Annotated in this window: 15 protein-coding genes and 2 pseudogenes; 14 read left to right on the top strand and 3 right to left on the bottom strand. The window is 66.1% G+C overall.

Going from position 1 to position 17,310, the window contains the following annotated elements; all coding sequences use genetic code 11:
- Nucleotides 1-2: 2 nt before the first annotated feature.
- A complete protein-coding gene (locus MWU77_RS23700) occupies nucleotides 3-983 on the bottom strand; it encodes a GNAT family N-acetyltransferase (protein WP_247274943.1) in 981 nt (326 codons plus the stop codon).
- A 120-nt stretch (nucleotides 984-1,103) separates the two neighbouring features.
- On the opposite strand from MWU77_RS23700, the gene mftE reads away from it, so the two are divergent.
- The 13 genes and pseudogenes from mftE to MWU77_RS23635 form a co-directional block, all read left to right on the top strand.
- Nucleotides 1,104-1,790, top strand: a complete 687-nt coding sequence (mftE, locus tag MWU77_RS23695) for a mycofactocin biosynthesis peptidyl-dipeptidase MftE (RefSeq protein WP_169689928.1) — start codon at nucleotides 1,104-1,106, stop codon at nucleotides 1,788-1,790.
- Complete coding sequence (gene mftF, locus MWU77_RS23690) at nucleotides 1,787-3,205, top strand: mycofactocin biosynthesis glycosyltransferase MftF (RefSeq protein ID WP_247274942.1); 1,419 nt, start codon at nucleotides 1,787-1,789, stop codon at nucleotides 3,203-3,205. Before mftE ends, mftF begins: the two co-directional genes overlap by 4 nt.
- 1 nt (nucleotide 3,206) lies before the next feature.
- Entirely contained in the window at nucleotides 3,207-4,706 is a 1,500-nt protein-coding gene (gene mftG, locus MWU77_RS23685; RefSeq protein ID WP_247274941.1) for a mycofactocin system GMC family oxidoreductase MftG, read from the top strand.
- A 36-nt stretch (nucleotides 4,707-4,742) separates the two neighbouring features.
- Nucleotides 4,743-6,056 (top strand): GAF domain-containing protein, encoded by a 1,314-nt coding sequence (locus tag MWU77_RS23680; protein WP_169689926.1) that lies wholly within the window; start codon nucleotides 4,743-4,745, stop codon nucleotides 6,054-6,056.
- A gap of 70 nt (nucleotides 6,057-6,126) precedes the next feature.
- The gene (gene adh / locus MWU77_RS23675; RefSeq protein ID WP_169689925.1) at nucleotides 6,127-7,650 is read left to right on the top strand and encodes an aldehyde dehydrogenase; all 1,524 of its coding nucleotides are present in this window, start codon (nucleotides 6,127-6,129) and stop codon (nucleotides 7,648-7,650) included.
- A gap of 89 nt (nucleotides 7,651-7,739) precedes the next feature.
- Nucleotides 7,740-8,273: a DUF779 domain-containing protein gene (locus MWU77_RS23670; RefSeq protein WP_169689924.1), complete on the top strand. Its 534-nt coding sequence runs from the start codon at nucleotides 7,740-7,742 to the stop codon at nucleotides 8,271-8,273.
- A 95-nt stretch (nucleotides 8,274-8,368) separates the two neighbouring features.
- Complete coding sequence (locus tag MWU77_RS23665; RefSeq protein WP_169689923.1) at nucleotides 8,369-9,784, top strand: ethanolamine ammonia-lyase subunit EutB; 1,416 nt, start codon at nucleotides 8,369-8,371, stop codon at nucleotides 9,782-9,784.
- A 32-nt stretch (nucleotides 9,785-9,816) separates the two neighbouring features.
- On the top strand, nucleotides 9,817-10,584 hold the full coding sequence (eutC, locus tag MWU77_RS23660; RefSeq protein WP_169689922.1) for an ethanolamine ammonia-lyase subunit EutC: 768 nt from the start codon (nucleotides 9,817-9,819) through the stop codon (nucleotides 10,582-10,584).
- Between the two features lie 92 nt (nucleotides 10,585-10,676).
- The gene (locus tag MWU77_RS23655; protein ID WP_169689921.1) at nucleotides 10,677-11,225 is read left to right on the top strand and encodes a hypothetical protein; all 549 of its coding nucleotides are present in this window, start codon (nucleotides 10,677-10,679) and stop codon (nucleotides 11,223-11,225) included.
- Between the two features lie 149 nt (nucleotides 11,226-11,374).
- Nucleotides 11,375-12,757, top strand: a complete 1,383-nt coding sequence (locus MWU77_RS23650) for an MFS transporter (protein ID WP_374229970.1) — start codon at nucleotides 11,375-11,377, stop codon at nucleotides 12,755-12,757.
- Nucleotides 12,758-12,901: 144 nt separating this feature from the next.
- Nucleotides 12,902-14,560: an AMP-binding protein gene (locus tag MWU77_RS23645; protein WP_247274940.1), complete on the top strand. Its 1,659-nt coding sequence runs from the start codon at nucleotides 12,902-12,904 to the stop codon at nucleotides 14,558-14,560.
- Nucleotides 14,561-14,563: 3 nt separating this feature from the next.
- Complete coding sequence (locus MWU77_RS23640; RefSeq protein ID WP_247274939.1) at nucleotides 14,564-14,980, top strand: hypothetical protein; 417 nt, start codon at nucleotides 14,564-14,566, stop codon at nucleotides 14,978-14,980.
- Nucleotides 14,981-15,209: 229 nt separating this feature from the next.
- A pseudogene (locus tag MWU77_RS23635) lies at nucleotides 15,210-15,885 on the top strand (IS5 family transposase); the annotation flags it as partial.
- Between the two features lie 145 nt (nucleotides 15,886-16,030).
- Here MWU77_RS23635 and MWU77_RS23630 read toward each other — a convergent pair.
- Nucleotides 16,031-16,216 carry a hypothetical protein gene (locus MWU77_RS23630; protein WP_247274938.1) on the bottom strand — a complete coding sequence of 62 codons (186 nt, stop codon included), beginning with the start codon at nucleotides 16,214-16,216 and terminating at the stop codon, nucleotides 16,031-16,033.
- A gap of 84 nt (nucleotides 16,217-16,300) precedes the next feature.
- Nucleotides 16,301-16,651 carry a transposase gene (locus tag MWU77_RS25175; RefSeq protein ID WP_374229969.1) on the bottom strand — a complete coding sequence of 117 codons (351 nt, stop codon included), beginning with the start codon at nucleotides 16,649-16,651 and terminating at the stop codon, nucleotides 16,301-16,303.
- Nucleotides 16,652-17,026: 375 nt separating this feature from the next.
- Between MWU77_RS25175 and MWU77_RS23620 the strand changes: the two are divergent.
- A pseudogene (locus tag MWU77_RS23620) lies at nucleotides 17,027-17,310 on the top strand (hypothetical protein); the annotation flags it as partial.

Raw genomic sequence — 17,310 nt, 5'->3', positions numbered from 1 at the left:
GATCAGTTGAGCTTGCGCACCATCGCGATGCGTGGCCATTGCCCGATGCCGCGTGCCCGCTCGTCGGCGAGAATCGTCCCCAATTCGGGTGTGAGACGCGAGTCGTCGAGGGCATCGAAGCCCAGTCGTTCGTAGTACGGTGCGTTCCACGGGACGTCGCGGAATGTGGTGAGCGTCAACGCGGAGCACCCGCGATCACGTGCTCCTGAAGCGACGTGCTCGATGAGGGCTCGCCCCACCCCGCGCCGCGCGACGCGCGGGTGTACTGACACCTGCTCGATGTGGAGTGCATCGGCGACGTCCATGGCGACGAGATAACCCACTGGGCAGTTCTTTTCGTCGACCCATACCCAGCATCTTCCGGCGTCGAGGTAGCTGCGGAGCTCGGGGATCGTGGGTGGTACGTCGTCGGCCACCGACGACATGCCGATGTCGGCGAACGGTTGCCCGGCGGCACGTTCGATGTCCTGCAGGGCGGGCAGCTCGTGCTCGGTTGCACGGCGGATGGGCGGCAGGTCCTTGCTGAAGTACAACGCCACCTCGGTGTCGGCATAGTGGCCGTAGCGTTTGGGCATCGGATCGTATCCGGCGGTCGCGTACATCGCGATTGCTTCGGGCTGCTCGATGCCGGTCTCGAGCACCATGCGTCTGCGGCCGGCGTCGGCCGCCGTGCGTTCCAGCGCATCGAGTAGCCGCCGTGCGATGCCCCGACGCCGCGCATCGGCCCGCACGTACATGCGCTTGATCTCGGCGTCGCCGTCGCGCAGCCCTCGTGACGCGGAACTGTGGGCGCGCCAGCCGCCGATCCCCACGGGTTCGTCGCCGAGTCGTGCCAGTAGGAAGAGTCCGTTCGGCTCGGTGAACTCGTCCGGTTCGAGGACAGTGTCGTCCGGGCCGCCGTAGCGGCGGGTGTATTCGAGCTGGACCTCGGCGATCAGTGTCTGGACTTCCGGGTCGTCGAGTGGTCGAGGTTCGATCTGCACTCGGGGAATCGTACTCACCGACCGAGTGGCCCGGTGTGCATGTCGCGGTGACCGTATTCGATCGGGCCTGGTCATCGGCCGGGTGTGGCGACGATCGCGCTACCGCCTAGCATCGGAGCGGTGACACGGGACCTTGCCAATGCCTACTGGCCGGACGTCGGATCCGGCGCGGTCACGGTCGCCGTTCCAGTGGGTGCATTCGAGCAGCACGGTCCCCACCTGCCCCTCGATACCGACACCCGCATCGCCGTGGCCGTGGCGGAGGCTCTGCCCGATGTTGCGCTCGCCCCGCCCCTTGCCTACGGCGCGAGTGGCGAGCACGAAGGGTTCGCGGGCACCGTGTCTATCGGCGCCGACGTCACCAAAGCGATGCTCGTCGAATACGGCCGCTCGGCATGCCGGTGGGCGCAACGGGTGCTGTTCGTCAACGGGCACGGCGGCAATGCGTATCCGCTGGCCGAGGCTGTCGCGCTGCTGCGATACGAGGGCAGGGACGTCGCCTGGCTGCCGTGCGCTGTTCCCGGCTCCGACGCGCACGCGGGCATCACCGAAACGAGCCTGATGCTGCATCTTGCGCCCGAAACGGTCGACATGAACCGTGCCGCAGCGGGCGCGACCGAATCGATCCGCACTTTGATGCCGCGGCTGCGCGAAGCCGGTATCGTTTCGGTGTCTGCGAACGGTGTGCTGGGCGATCCGGCCGGATCAACCGCCGAACTCGGGGCCGAGTTGTTCGTGAATCTGGTGGAGCGGGCGGCCGCGCAGGTCGCCCGGTGGCAACCGGGGACGGAGGGGAGACTTCGGTGAGTCAGGCGACATCACCTCGGGTTGCGCAGACCCGACTGGCCAGGCTTCCCGACGGCTTCGGGGTGCGTCTTGACCCCCGCGTACGCAGGTTCGCCGCGGGCCGTGTTCTGATCGGCGGCTCGCCCACTCGGATGCTCAAGCTCGCACCCGCTGCCGCGTCGATGATCGACGGAGACTTTCTGAAAGTCGTCGATTCGCAGACGGCGGTGGTGGCCAGGCGCCTGCTGGACTCCGGTGTGGGAAACCCCCGGCCCGTCGTACTTCCGTCGATGTCCGACGTGACGGTGGTGATCCCCACCAAGGACAACGAAGCGGGCCTTCGTCGATTGCTGCAGGCCTTGCACGGCCTCGAGGTCATCGTCGTCGACGACGGGTCCGATACTCCGATCAAGACGCCCGAGCGTGGCAAGGTTCGCGTGCTCCGGCACGATGTGTCGCGGGGGCCTGCCGCCGCACGAAACACCGGATTACGGGACGCATCAACGGAGTTCGTTACGTTCCTCGATTCCGATGTCGTACCCCGGCTCGGATGGCTCGAAGCCGGACTCGGGCACTTCAGCGACCCGGCGGTCGCGTTGGTGGCCCCGCGCATCGTCGCGCTCGACCCGGACAACGGCGCGCTCGCACGGTACGAGCACGCACGCTCGTCCCTGGATCTGGGTCGACGTGAGGCCGCGGTCGTGGCGGGAAGTCCCGTCTCCTACGTCCCGAGTGCGGCTCTGCTCGTGCGCCGCCACGCCCTGGAGGCGTGTGGTGGATTCGACGAGTCGATGCAGGTTGCGGAAGACGTTGATCTGTGCTGGCGGCTGCAGGCCGACGGGTGGCGGCTGCGATACGAACCCATCGCGCGTGTCGCGCACGACCATCGGACCAAGTTCCGGAGTTGGATCACTCGCAAGGCGTTCTACGGAACAGGTGCGGCTCCGCTGGCTGCCCGGCACCCCGGCTCGGTCCCGCCGATGGTGATGTCGATCTGGACGCTGCTCGCGTGTCTCGCACTGGCGACCTTCACCCGGGTCGGAGTGGTCGGTGCACTACTGACCCAGGTGGCGACGCTCGTGCGGTTGCGTCGCATGTTCGCCGAGCTCGATCAGCCGACACGGATTGCCGCGGTGCTGACTGCTCAGGGGTTCGCAGGTGGTCTGTGGCAGGTCGCCTCGGCGGTATGCCGGCACTATTGGCCGGTGACGGTGGTCGCGTCGCTCTTTTCATCGAAGGTTCGGCGTGCTGTCTTGGCTTTTGCTGTGGCAGAGGGCATCTGGGACTGGATGGGGCATCGTGAAGAGGGCGGGATCGACCCGATCCGGTACGTTCTCTACAAGCGATTGGACGACCTGGCCTATGGCGCCGGGTTGTGGAAGGGCGCGATCGACGCCCGCGACCCATCCGCGCTGATCCCCGACATCCGGAGCTGACATGGCCCGGCAGCGAGCCGACGTCGTGGTGATCGGCGGTGGCAGCTGCGGCTGCGTGGTCGCCGCAAGGCTGAGCGACGATCCAGATCGTTCGGTGTTGCTGCTCGAAGCCGGACGGGGATACGGTGCGGGGCACACGCTTCCGCCGGAGCTGCGTTCTGCTGCAGAACTCCCGATCGGGCCCGAGAGTCAGTGGGCCGCAGCGTATTCTGCTCGCCTCACGCAGGGGGTCGCTGCGACCGTCGTGCGTGGCCGAGGCCTCGGAGGTTCCGGTGCGGTCAACGGCGCGTATTTCGTCCGGGCACGTCCGGGGGATTTCGAGTCATGGCCACGATCCTGGTCGTACGACGAGGTACTCCCGCATTTTCGGGCGATCGAATCGGATATCGACTTCCCCGGTGGGATACACGGCAGTGATGGCCCCATCCCGGTCATGCGCACGCGGCAGGCCCGGCTCCACCCGACTTCCGCGGCATTTCACGACGCAGCCGTGGCTGCCGGGCACCGGCCGGTCGACGATCTCAATGCGCCAGGGCCCGTGGGCGTCGGCCGTGTGCCGATGAATGTGCGCGACGGCGTACGCCACAGCCCGGGGCTCGCCTATCTCGCGCCCGTGATGGACCGGCCCAACCTTTCGGTGCGAACGGGAGCGAAGGTCGTCCGGATCGTGCTGTCGGCGGGGTGCGCGACCGGGGTCGAGGTCGTGGACGGTGCGAGTGTCCGGCGGATCGACGCCGGGCACGTCGTCGTGTGTGCGGGCGCAGTGTGCTCGCCGCAGCTTTTGATGCTGTCAGGGATCGGGCCTGAGCGGCACCTGCGGCGCCTGGGAATCGACGTCGTCCACGATCTTGCCGGAGTGGGTGAAGGATTCAGCGATCACCCCGAAATCGCCGTACCGTACCGATATCGCGGCGGAATCCCTGCGCGGGCACCGCTGTTGGAAACCGTGTTGCACACCGAGACGGTCGAGTTCCGCGCATACACGGTGCCGTTCGGTGTGGCGATACCCGGCAGCGGTATCGCCGACCCGGTGCTCGGTGTGGTGCTCACACGGCCCCGTAGTCGCGGAAGCGTGATGCTGAATCCACAGGATCCGTCTGCGCCGCCCGTACTCGACTACCGCTATCTCGCGCACCCCGACGACCGCGCCACGCTGCGCGACGGTGTCTGCACTGCCGTCGACCTACTGGCAGACATGAGGGATGTCGTTGCACCGGGCAGTGTCGCTGTCGAAGCAGGGGAGCGAGGGCCCAGCGACGCGTGGCTCGCCTCTCACCTCGGAACGTCGCTGCATCTGTCCGGCACGTGCCGCATGGGAGACGACGAGCTCTCTGTGGTCGACGAGAGATGCCGAGTCCACGGCATCGACGGGCTGAGCGTCGTCGACACCTCGGTGTTCCCCGAAGTGCCCAGTCGTGGCCCGCACGCGACCGCGGTGATGTTGGCCCACCGAGTCACAGCCGAAACGAACCGAGGATCCGGCCGCACACTTCTGCTGTGATACGGACTACAGTGGCCGCATGGAGGACGATGTCGGATGACCGTTCGTGAGACCGCGACGACCGGCCCCGCGACGATGAACCCCTGGGTGGCGCTGCGCCCGGGGGAGGATGCAGCGGCGCATGCGCGAGCGGTGCTCCGCGCGCACGGCACGATTGTCGGTGCGGCCGGTGAAGGCCGGCCCGACGGAGTGCGATCGATCGTGCACGACTCGTGGCTCCGGAGTCTGCAGCGGGGAATCGACCCCGATCTGGTCGCGCAGCCTGCGCTCCTCACCGGAGGAGATCTCGATCAGTATCGAGCCGGCCATCCTATGGCACTGATCCGCCCGGTCGTGCGCAAGCTCCTCGTCGAGGATGCCGCCGACAGCGGTCTGCTCGTCGCTATCAGCGACGAGCAGGGCCGGCTGCTGTGGGTGGAAGGCGACCACGGTGCCCGCGACCGCGCGCAGTCCATGAGTTTCGTCGAGGGCGCGGACTGGAGTGAGGACCGCGTGGGCACCAACGCCCCGGGAACCGCCTTGGCGCTGGATCATTCGGTGCAGATCTTCGCGGCCGAGCATTTCAACCGCGCGGTCCACGAGTGGAGTTGTTCGGCTGCGCCCGTGCACGACCCGGCCAGCGGCAGGATTCTCGGGGCAATCGACATCACCGGCGGCTCGCGGGTGGCGGTCCCGGAAGTCCTGCAGCTGGTCCGCGCGACGGTGGCCGCAGCCGAAGCCGAGCTTCGCCTGCACATGATGACCTCTCCGCACCTGTTCGCCTCCTCGGCGCCGCGACTCGACACGTTCGGCTCGGGTAGGCCGACGCTCCGCACGGGCGGTGACCGGACATACCTGTCACAACGGCACGCCGAGATCCTGCTGATCCTCGCGGACCATCCCGAAGGGCTGAGCTCGGACCGGCTCGCAGTACTGCTCGACGAGAACGAGCTGGACTCCGTCACGATTCGAGCCGAAATGTCCCGTCTGCGGAAAGTGCTCGGATCGGAGCACCTCGGGTCGCGCCCGTATCGGCTGCTCACCGAGCTGGACACGGATGTCGCGGAGGTGCGCCGGGCGCTCGATCGTGGTGACGCCGCGTCGGCCATCCGCAATTACTCCGGTCCGGTGCTGCCCGGCTCGGATGCGCCCGGTGTCGAGGAGATCAGGGACGACCTGCGCACCCGGGTGCAGGCGGCACTGCTGCGTGGCGGTGACGCGGATCTGCTCGCCCGGTGGACGGCCTCGATCCACGGACGCGACGATCTGGCGGCGTGGTCGGCCTATCTGACGACCCTCGCCCCGACTTCCCCGCTGTATGCGCAGGTGAAGGCGAAGATCGATCGCCTGGACAAGGAGCTCGCAACGTAGTTGCAACCTTTGCGTTCGTAGTGTTCCGAATCACACAAGCTTCGAACCTCGACGCAACAGGAGATGCACCATGACCGTGTACGCCCGCCCCGGTTCGCCTGACGCCCTCATGTCCTTCCAGTCCCGGTACGACAACTGGATCGGCGGTCAGTGGGTGGCACCGGTGAAGGGGGAGTATTTCGAGAACGTCACTCCCGTGACCGGGCAGGTGTTCACCGAGGTCGCCCGCGGCACCGAGGAGGACATCGAACTCGCACTCGATGCCGCCCACGCTGCCGCACCGGCGTGGGGCAAGACCTCGCCCGCCGAGCGTGCCGTGATCCTCAACAAGATCGCGGACCGCATCGAGCAGAACCTCGAATCGATCGCGCTCGCCGAGTCGTGGGACAACGGCAAACCGATTCGTGAGACCCTCAACGCGGACATTCCGCTCGCGATCGATCACTTCCGCTATTTCGCGGGTGCGATTCGTGCGCAGGAAGGTTCGATCTCGGAGATCAACTCCGACACCGTCGCCTACCACTTCCACGAGCCGCTCGGTGTGGTCGGCCAGATCATTCCGTGGAACTTCCCGATTCTCATGGCTGTGTGGAAGCTTGCGCCGGCTCTGGCCGCGGGCAACGCGATCGTCCTCAAGCCTGCCGAGCAGACTCCCGCGTCGATTCTTCACCTGGTTTCGATCATCGGCGATCTGCTGCCTCCGGGCGTGCTGAACATCGTCAACGGGTTCGGTGTCGAGGCCGGCAAGCCGCTCGCGTCGAGTCCGCGCATCCGCAAGATCGCGTTCACCGGCGAAACCACGACTGGACGCCTGATCATGCAGTACGCGTCGCAGAACCTCATCCCCGTGACGCTCGAACTCGGCGGGAAGAGCCCCAACATCTTCTTCTCCGATGTCCTCTCGGCGAACGACGACTACCAGGACAAGGCACTCGAGGGATTCACGATGTTCGCTCTCAACCAGGGCGAGGTGTGCACGTGCCCTTCGCGTGCGCTCATCCAGCGCGACATCTTCGACGATTTCCTGTCGCTCGCGGCGGTCCGCACCAAGGCGGTGAAGCAGGGCGACCCGCTCGACACCGACACGATGATCGGTGCGCAGGCGTCCAACGATCAGCTCGAGAAGATCCTGTCGTACATCGAGATCGGCAAGAGTGAGGGGGCCAAGGTCATCACCGGTGGTGAGCGCGCCGATCTCGGCGGTGATCTCTCGGGTGGCTACTATGTGCAGCCCACGATCTTCCAGGGCGACAACTCGATGCGGATCTTCCAGGAGGAGATTTTCGGTCCGGTCGTGTCCGTCACGTCGTTCGACGATTTCGACGACGCGATCAAGATCGCCAACGACACGCTCTACGGCCTCGGCGCCGGCGTGTGGTCGCGCGACGGCGGCGTCGCCTACCGTGCCGGTCGCGAGATCCAGGCGGGCCGGGTGTGGACGAATACCTACCACCAGTACCCGGCGCACGCCGCGTTCGGCGGTTACAAGCAGTCGGGCATCGGTCGCGAGAACCACCACATGATGCTCGACCACTACCAGCAGACGAAGAACCTCTTGGTGTCCTACGCGCCGAAGGCCCAGGGCTTCTTCTGATCGACGACCCCGGCGCCTGTCACGTACCGACGTGGCAGGCGCCGGTTCCATTCGCAGACAGACCCGTCTTCAAACAAAGGGAGGTTCCTATGCCCGCTCCACTTCGTGTGGTCGCGACCGCGAGCGCCGCCGATCTGCTCCGGCGATTGTCGAGCCGGTACGGGTCGCTCATGATGCACCAGTCCGGTGGCTGCTGCGACGGATCTGCGCCGATGTGTTACCCCGACGGCGACTTCATCGTCGGCGACCGCGACGTGCTGCTCGGGCTTCTCGATCTGCGACTCGCGGTGGGGGAGACCGCGCCCGATCTGCCGTCCGGGAAGGACGCGGTTCCCGTGTGGATCTCGGGTTCCCAATTCGAGGCGTGGAAACACACGCAACTCGTCCTCGACGTAGTGCCCGGACGAGGGTCCGGGTTCAGCCTCGAAACTCCCGAAGGCCTCCGATTCCTCAGCCGGGGCCGCGCTTTCACAGCCGAGGAACACGCGTTGTTCGACGACGAGCAACCCCTGCTCGGCAAGAATTGGGACGCGGGCGTTCGGCCGGTGCCTGCTACCGAACCGCTCGTGGTCGCTATGGCCGCCGACGTCTGTCCCGTACCGGGAGCGACGCCACCGGCATAACGTCGTACGAAAGGGACACCGCATCGCCGCGCCTGACGAGTCGGAATGCGCGACGATGTAGGTCCGAACCGTCGACGAACGCGGAGGTGGTGCTGATGACGACCTATCGTCAGCAATTGGCGGGGACTACCTACGAGTTCGACGGACTGGTCGACCTCCTCGCGAAAGCGACGCCGCGCAGATCCGGAGACGAACTTGCCGGGTGCGCTGCCGGGACGGAAGCCGAACGCGTCGCCGCGCAGTGGGCCCTCGCCGAGGTTTCGCTCGGTACGTTCCTCACCGAGACCGTCGTGCCGTACGAGAGCGACGAGGTCACCCGGCTGATCCTCGACCGGCACGACACCGACTCGTACCGCCCCGTCGCGCACCTGTCCGTCGGTGCCCTGCGCGACTGGCTGCTCGATTCTGCCTCCAGGCCCGGTGCCGCTGCTGTCCTTGCTTCCATCTCGCGGGGGCTGACGCCCGAAATGGTCGCGGCTGTCAGCAAACTCATGTCGAACCAGAATCTCGTTGCGGTCGCCCGTGCAGTCGAAGTGACGTCCGCGTTCCGCACCACCGTCGGACTACCCGGGCGGCTCGCCACCCGCCTGCAACCCAATCACCCCACCGACGACCCCCGGGGAATCGCCGCGGCAGTTCTCGACGGGTTGCTGCTCGGGTGTGGGGACGCGGTCATCGGAATCAACCCCGCCACCGACTCGCCCCACGCGACGTCGGAGCTGCTCCACCTGCTCGACGACATCCGCACGCGGTTCGACATCCCGGTGCAGTCGTGTGTGCTCTCGCATGTCACTACCACCCTCGGCTTGATCGAGACGGGTGCTCCCGTCGACCTGGTGTTCCAGTCGATCGCCGGCACCCAGGGTGCAAACGAGGGCTTCGGGGTGAATCTCGGCCTGCTCGGAGAAGCAGACGAGGCAGGCCGGTCGCTGGCACGCGGAACAGTCGGCGACAACGTCATGTATTTCGAAACCGGGCAGGGCTCGGCGCTGTCGGCGGGTGCGCACCTCGGCACCGACGGCCACCCCGTCGATCAGCAGACCCTCGAGGCGCGGGCGTACGCGGTGGCACGCGAGTTCGACCCACTGCTCGTCAACTCTGTCGTGGGCTTCATCGGTCCCGAATACCTCTACGACGGCAAGCAGATCATCCGGGCGGGCCTCGAAGACCACTTCTGCGGCAAGCTGCTGGGTCTGCCCATGGGGGTCGACGTCTGCTACACAAACCACGCCGAGGCCGACCAGGACGACATGGACACGTTGCTCACCCTGCTCGGCGTAGCCGGGGTGTCGTTCGTGATCACGGTGCCCGGCGCCGACGACGTGATGCTCGGATACCAATCCCTGTCGTTCCACGACGCGTTGTATGCGCGGCGCGTCCTCGGACTCCGAGCTGCGCCGGAGTTCGAATCGTGGTTGCAGGGTCTCGGCATGGCCGACGAAACCGGTTGTATCCTGCCGGTCGATGTCGCGTCCTCGCCGCTGCGTGCACTCACCGGAAATGTGCTGTGAGCGCGATCGAACCGGGCAGGAGCCCGGATGACGTGAGGGGCCCTGACGACCCGTGGACGGCCCTGCGCACCACGACCCGGGCACGCATCGGACTCGGTCGCGCCGGAGATGCGCTCCCCACAGCCGGACTCCTGGAATTCCGAGCCTCGCACGCTGCGGCCCGCGACGCGGTGCACCGTGAACTCGAGGTCGACGCGTTGGTGCAGCAGGTAGAGGACGCGAATCTCGGTTCCCCGTTGTTCGTGGCGAGTCGGGCCAACGACCGCAGCGAGTATCTGCGTCGCCCCGATCTCGGACGGCTCCCCACCGACCTCGCACATCTGCCAGTGCTCGGCGCCGACATCGGAATCGTTCTTGCCGACGGCCTTTCGTCCCACGCGCTCGAACAGCACGGCGTACCGACCGCCCGGGCGATCGTGGAGGCGCTGCCGCCTCACCTGTCGGTGGCACCCCCGGTCATCGCGACGTCAGCGCGGGTCGCGCTCGGCGACCACATCGGTGCGGCGCTCGACGTGCAGACCGTGGTGGTGCTCATCGGCGAGCGACCCGGACTGTCATTCGCAGACAGTCTCGGTGTCTACCTGACGCATCATCCGCGACCCGGCCGCTCCGACTCCGAGCGGAATTGTGTGTCGAACGTGCACCCACCGGACGGTCTCGGATACGTGCAGGCGGCGCGGGTGGTGGCGAACCTCGTCTACGGCGTGCGACGGTTGGGGCGCTCGGGCGTCGAGCTCAAGGACACCAGTGCTCGGGACGAGCTGGAGGGTGGCAGCCCCGGCCTCGGGCCCGGTGGGTGAGAATCGAGGTCGAACCGGTCCCGGTTCGAATGTGATGCGGGCTCGGCCCGCCCGGTTTCAGTGCCCCCGGCGGGGGTGACGAGGAGTGAGAGATGGCCTTCGCGGGCAACGTGGACGAGTTGGCACTGCTGCAGACGGTGCGGTTGAAGAAGCAGGTTTCTGCGGAGGTGCTGGCCGCGCATCTGGGTGTGTCGGTCTCGTCGGGGCAGGCGGCGCTCGCGGCGCTCGTCGAGCAAGGTAAGGCTGCATCATCGGACGGTGGTGTCTCGCTGACCGACAAAGGCTTCGCGGAGCTGTCCGACCAGCTCGATGCGGAGCGGGTGTCGATCGACGAGGATTCGATCGCGGAGCTGTTCGAGCAGTTCGGTCCGCTCGACGAAACGCTGTCGAAGCTGCTCGAGGACCCGGACTCCGAGGGCTTCGTCGACGCGTTGCTCGACGTCGATCGGAAGGCACAGAACCTGTTCGACGATGTGTCGGCATTCGTTCCTCGTCTGTCGCGGTATCAGGATCTCTTCGCGGAGGCGCTCGAGAAGATCAAGGGCGGCTCACTGGCGTGGGCGACCGCAGGCAGCATCGACTCGTACGCGACGGTGTGGCGGGAGATGCGCGCCGAGCTCGAAGGGGCATCCGGGAACTGACCGGAGATCGTTCGTTCGACTCACTATGTGACGCTTTTCACAGTCACCCCTTTTCGGGGGTGGTGTGGGGGTGAGGCGGATCACTAGTTTTCCTCCCAATCCGCGGCGACGTAGCCGACCGCGGTCAGGACGGACAACGGAGGATCCACGTGACCACTGTGTCGACACCCGGGGCGGGCGAGCCCTCAGCGGAACAGGCGGTGGAGGCCGGTCATCCCGGTCCCACTGCCACCGCACCAACCGGTAACGGGGGAGGGCCGGGTATACGTCGTGTCGCGATTGCGAGCTGCATCGGCACGACGATCGAGTTCTACGACTTCTTCATCTACGGCACCGCCGCAGCGCTCGTATTCCCCACGGTTTTCTTCCCCGCGCTCGGTGCCACCGCGGGAACGGTCGCGTCGTTCGCGACCTTCGCGGTCGCGTTCGTCGCCCGCCCTGTCGGAGCGATGCTCTTCGGTCACTTCGGCGACCGCATCGGCCGCAAGAAGACGCTCGTCTCGACCCTTCTCCTCATGGGCATCGCGACGCTGCTCATCGGCCTTCTGCCCGGTGCCGACACCATCGGTGTCGCGGCTCCGGTCATCCTCGTGCTTCTGCGGTTCGCCCAAGGTTTCGCCGTCGGAGGGGAGTGGGCCGGTGCGACCTTGCTGACCGCGGAGTACGCACCCCCGGGTAAACGCGGGCTGTATGCGATGTTCCCGCAGCTCGGCCCCGCACTCGCTTTCATCCTCTCGTGCAGCACGTTCCTCATCACGGGCGCCGTGCTCGGCGACGCGAACGACGCCTTCCTCACCTGGGGCTGGCGCGTTCCGTTCCTGTTCTCCATCGTCCTGGTCGGCATCGGCCTGTACATGCGTCTCGCAATCGAGGAGACACCGGTCTTCCAGGCCAACCAGGCGAAGGCGAAGACCGACCCCGAGCTCCGCACCCTGCCCTTCCTCGACGCCTGGCGATTCCAGACCAAGGAGATCCTGCTCTCGGCGGGCGCGCTGGCCACGCTGTTCGCCTTCTTCTACATGGGCACGGCCTTCCTCACCAGCTACGGCACCAGCACCCTCGGATTCAGCCGGCCCTTCGTGCTCGTGGTCGGCATCATCGCGGCGATCGTCTTCGGTGTGGCGATCATCGTCTCGGCCCTCTACTCGGACCGGATCGGCCGCCGTAAGGTGATCATGATCTCGTGCGGACTCGCCGTGGTCTGGGCGCTGGCCCTGTTCCCGCTGCTCGACTCCGGGTCGCCGGTGGCCTTCGTGATCGGTGTCTGCATCACCCTCGCCATCTTCGGTATCGCCTACGGACCGTGCGGTGCGCTGCTGCCCGAGATGTTCCAGACCCGGTACCGGTACACGGGAGCCGGCCTTGGCTACAACCTGGCCGGCGTGCTCGGCGGTGCGATCCCGCCCCTGCTCGCCGCGCCGCTCGCCGCGTCCTTCGGAAGCATCGCGATCGGAATCATGCTCGCGGGGCTCGCGGTGCTCAGCTTCGTCTGCACCGCGGCGCTCGTCGAGACCCGAGACCGAGCGCTCTAGGAGTTGGCGCCTTCCCCGACGTCGTCGGGGAAGGCGCTTTCTGTCGTCGGCAGCTGTCCAGAATCCGCACACCTGCGGCCACGAAAGACGAGGATGGTGGAAGAACCCTTCCGTCCGGCCGCGCCCCACCGCAGGAGATTCATCATGACCGGTATCGCCACCCCCGCACTGCCCAGCTACGACTCCGGGGCAGGGGATGTCCCATTGCTGGGCGACACCATCGGCGACAACCTCGACCGCACCGTCGCCCGCCATGGCGACCGCGACGCACTCGTAGAACGAGCTACGGGCCGACGCTGGACATACTCCGAGTTCGCCGCCGAGGTCGACACACTGGCCCTCGGGCTGCTGCACGCGGGCATCGGCAAAGGCGACCGCGTAGGAATCTGGGCACCCAATTGTGCCGAATGGACGTTCGTGCAGTATGCCACCGCCAAGATCGGCGCGGTGCTCGTCAACATCAACCCCGCGTACCGCTCGCACGAACTGCAGTACGTGCTCGCGCAGGCAGGTATCCGGATGCTGATCTCCGCACCGGAGTTCAAGACCTCCGACTACGCCGCGATGATCGATCAGGTGCGCGGTGAGTGCCCCGACCTCGAGCAGGTCGTACTGATCGGCCGTCCGGAGTGGGACGAGCTCGTGGCCGCGGGTCGGGCAGCGCTGGAAAGCGATCGGTCGCCGCTCGATGCAGCCCGGACGGAACTGTCACCCGACGACGCGATCAACATTCAGTACACGTCCGGAACCACCGGATTTCCCAAGGGTGCAACTCTCAGCCACCACAACATTCTCAACAACGGGTTCTTCGTCGGGGAGCTGTGCCACTACACCGAGCAGGACAAAGTGTGCATCCCCGTGCCGTTCTACCATTGCTTCGGCATGGTCATGGGCAATCTCGCGTGCACGAGTCACGGTGCGACGATGGTGATTCCCGCACCGGCGTTCGATCCGGCCGCCACCCTCGCGGCCGTCGCCGAAGAACGCTGCACGTCGCTGTATGGCGTGCCGACGATGTTCATCGCAGAACTCGCCGACCCGTCCTTCGGCGCCGTCGATCTGTCCTCCCTGCGCACCGGCATCATGGCCGGCTCGCCGTGCCCGACGGAGGTGATGAAGCAGGTCATGGAACGAATGGGCATGAGCGAGGTGTCCATCTGCTACGGAATGACCGAAACGTCACCGGTATCGCTGCAGACCCGCAGCGACGACACCATCGAGCAGCGGGTCTCGACCGTCGGTCGGGTCGGGCCGCACATCGAGGTCAAGATCGTCGACCCCGCGACCGGACTCACCGTGCCGCGCGGTGAACCGGGGGAGCTGTGCACGCGCGGCTATTCGGTGATGCTGGGATATTGGGAGCAGGCGGAGAAAACTGCCGAAGCGATCGATGCGGCACGGTGGATGCACACGGGTGATATCGGCGTGATGGATTCCGCAGGGTACGTCTCGGTCACCGGCCGGATCAAGGACATGGTGATCCGCGGAGGCGAGAACATCTATCCGCGCGAAATCGAAGAATTCCTCTACACGCACCCCGACATCCTCGATGCCCAGGTCGTGGGTGTTCCGGACGCGAAGTACGGCGAGGAACTGATGGTGTGGGTGCGCCTACACGAGGGTGCCGACGCGCTCGATGCGGACGCGTTGCGCGAATTCTGCACCGGCAAACTCGCGCACTACAAGATCCCGCGTTATGTCCACATCGTCGACGAGTTCCCCATGACGGTCACCGGCAAGATCCGTAAGGTCGAGATGCGTGAGGAGTCGGTCGCGCTCCTCGAGGAGGCCGAGCGGATGTGACCGTTGCGGCCCGAGATCGCGCTGTCCTGGAAGCGCTCCGAGCTGCGCGGTCTCGATCCGGGGCGCCTTCCCGAGCCCACGTTGCTGGGCCCCTCCGACACCTCCGGCCGGCTGCGCAGTGCAGCCCGGCCGGTGCTCGACGAGCTCGGCACTCAGCTGTCCGGAACCGAGTGCTGCATTCTTCTGGTCGATCGGGAATGCCGGATCGTGACCCGTGTGTTCGCCTCCGCGTCCATGCAACGTGCCATGGATGATCTCGGTGTTCTTCGCGGCACGGAGTTGAGTGAAGAGACGTTCGGCACGAATGCGCTCGGCACGCCGCTCAAGGTGGGGCAAGGCCTCGTCGTGCACGGCGAGGAGCATTTCCTCGAACCGCTCAAGGGGTTACGAACTGCTCGACATTCTGTGAAACAAACGTGAACAAACATGATCGAATCGATTCCACAAGACGTGTCACGCCAGCCGAGCAGGCCATACCCGGGGCATGCACCCGTAGACCCCTACCGATGGTCCCTCGTGACCCGGATGCCGGTGCCTACTCGCCGGCCCGGTGATGCACGCGCGGGTCTCCCACACTTAGGGCGTGTCTCATGTGGATGTAGTGACTTGTAGTGCATGATGTGACGAGCGATGGACGAATTGTCTCCGGCTGGTCCCGGGTGCATTGTGGGAGATTGCAGAACCGCTGCTACCACGGTTCGCCCCGCGACCGCAGGGCGTTGGCAGCACACCGGTCGACGATCGCGCAGTCTTCACCACCTTCGTTTTCGTGCTGACGAGTGGATGCGCATGGCGGCACCTGCCACCCTCGTTTGGAGTGACGGTTCCGACCGTGCACCGCCGGTTCGCCGCATGGGCCAAGGCTGGGGTGTTCGAGCAGTCGCACCCGTGAGGTTCTCGATCGCCTCGGTGGTGCGGCGACCTCGAACGGTCGGCAGCGATCCTGGACGCGGCGAGCGTCCGGGCAAAAAGGAGGGATCGCTGGCCCTCTGACCGGGCCCAGCCCGGTCGATCGCGGCAAGTAGGGATCGAAGATCCATGTCCTGTCCGATGCGAACGGAATCCCGCTGTTCGTTGACGTTTCTGGCGCCAATACCCACGACAGCACCCTGCTGCAGCCCATGGTCACCGCGATCCCGGCGATCAAGTCCCGACGCGGGTCCCGTCGACGCAAACCAGGAAAGCTGCGCGCCGACAAGGGCTACGATTACGACAAATATCGCCGCTGGCTCCGCGAACGGAACATCGTCCCGCGTATCGCCTGACGAGGCGTCGAACGCAACGACCGACTCTGCCGGTACCGATGGAAGATCGAACGCACCATCGCCTGGCTCATTGGCTACCGGAGGCTGACCATCCGCTACGAACGGTCCGGAGAGTATTTCGCCGCCTTCCTCAGCCTCGCCGCTGCACTGACCTGCTTCAAGAAACTCCCCACGTGAGACATGCTCTTAGCCACCGTCTTTGTACTCACCACCTGGCCACGTGCCCGCAACTCGGCGGTGATCCGTAGGTTCCCTTCGATTCCTTGTGGACCTCGACGATCTTGATTTCGAGGTCGGCGCGCCGTTGCTGCCGGGGCGTAAACACCGTGGCGGCTCTGCGTCGGACGTGCTGGTAGTAGCCGGATGTGGACACTTTCAGCAGCCGCGTCATCCGCGTGATCGAGAAGCGTTCACCTTCCGGTGCGGCAGTGCCGGCGGTGGCTTCGATGTCATCGGGGCCGGGCGTACTTCACCATCAGATCGAACCGGGTCGATTCTTCTGCATCGCGGCAAAGTTCCCCTGAGGACTTCGTCCAGGGCGGGCCCCCCAGCCGAAGCTCTTACCAGGAAAGCGTTTCTCCAGCTGCTGACCTGCCGGCGCAGGCACAGCAGCTCGGCGCGTTCGGCTGGGTCCAGGGGTTGGTCTCCGTGGGCCTCGGCGACGGTGATCCTGCGCCGCTCGACTTTTGACCCACTCGCCCAGCAGACTCTCGTTCAGGCCCAATTCCCGGGCAACCTCTGCGATGGCGCGACCGGATTCGATCACCTGGTGAGCGGCCTCGACCTTGTGCTCGGCAGTGAACGACCTGCGTTTGCGAGGTGGCATACGGACATCCTTCCAGCGGGACCGGTGTCCCGCTAACTCGCTGTCCACATGTCGGGGGAACCTCAGGGTGGCGATGGCGGGATATACCGCCGCCGACACACTTCGATGCGGGGTGCGAATCGATCCGGTCACGTGACCGGTGGGCAACGATAGCCGCGGGCAATGAGGGGACATGGCACGTATACTGCGACACGCGGATCCGAGCAGGGGGCAAGGAGTGACGAAACATGGGGGCGTGCGGTCCGGGCCTGCTGGACGATCTTCGCCTCGCCGCAGAGTCTTCCGAATCCACCGCCGGAGCAGGGACTCCGAGGTGCTGATCCCGAATCATTTCCTTTGCTTCTGGTGCCCCTACATTCGAGGAGTTGTTCGCCTGTGCGCACCACCTGCACTACCCGTGCGGTCCTGGCTGTCGCGGCCGCTGTTATCGTGACCGTGGCCGGGTGCAGTACCGAGATCGATGGCACCGCCCTCGTCGAGAACACATCCGCGGTCACGCCCGTCGATCTGGAGTCACTCGACACCGGCGAGTATAGGACCGAACCGCGGGACTACGCCGCCGAGGGTCTACTGGCCGGGGACTACGGTCCCGCCGTGGAAGGCCAGCGTCTCGCCGAGTACGTCATCCACCCTCACGCCATCGACCCTGCCTTGACCAC

Source organism: Rhodococcus sp. F64268, assembly GCF_023015605.1.
In the GTDB taxonomy this organism is placed as follows: Bacteria; Actinomycetota; Actinomycetes; order Mycobacteriales; family Mycobacteriaceae; genus Rhodococcus.
This window is presented reverse-complemented; position numbering and strand designations above follow the sequence as displayed.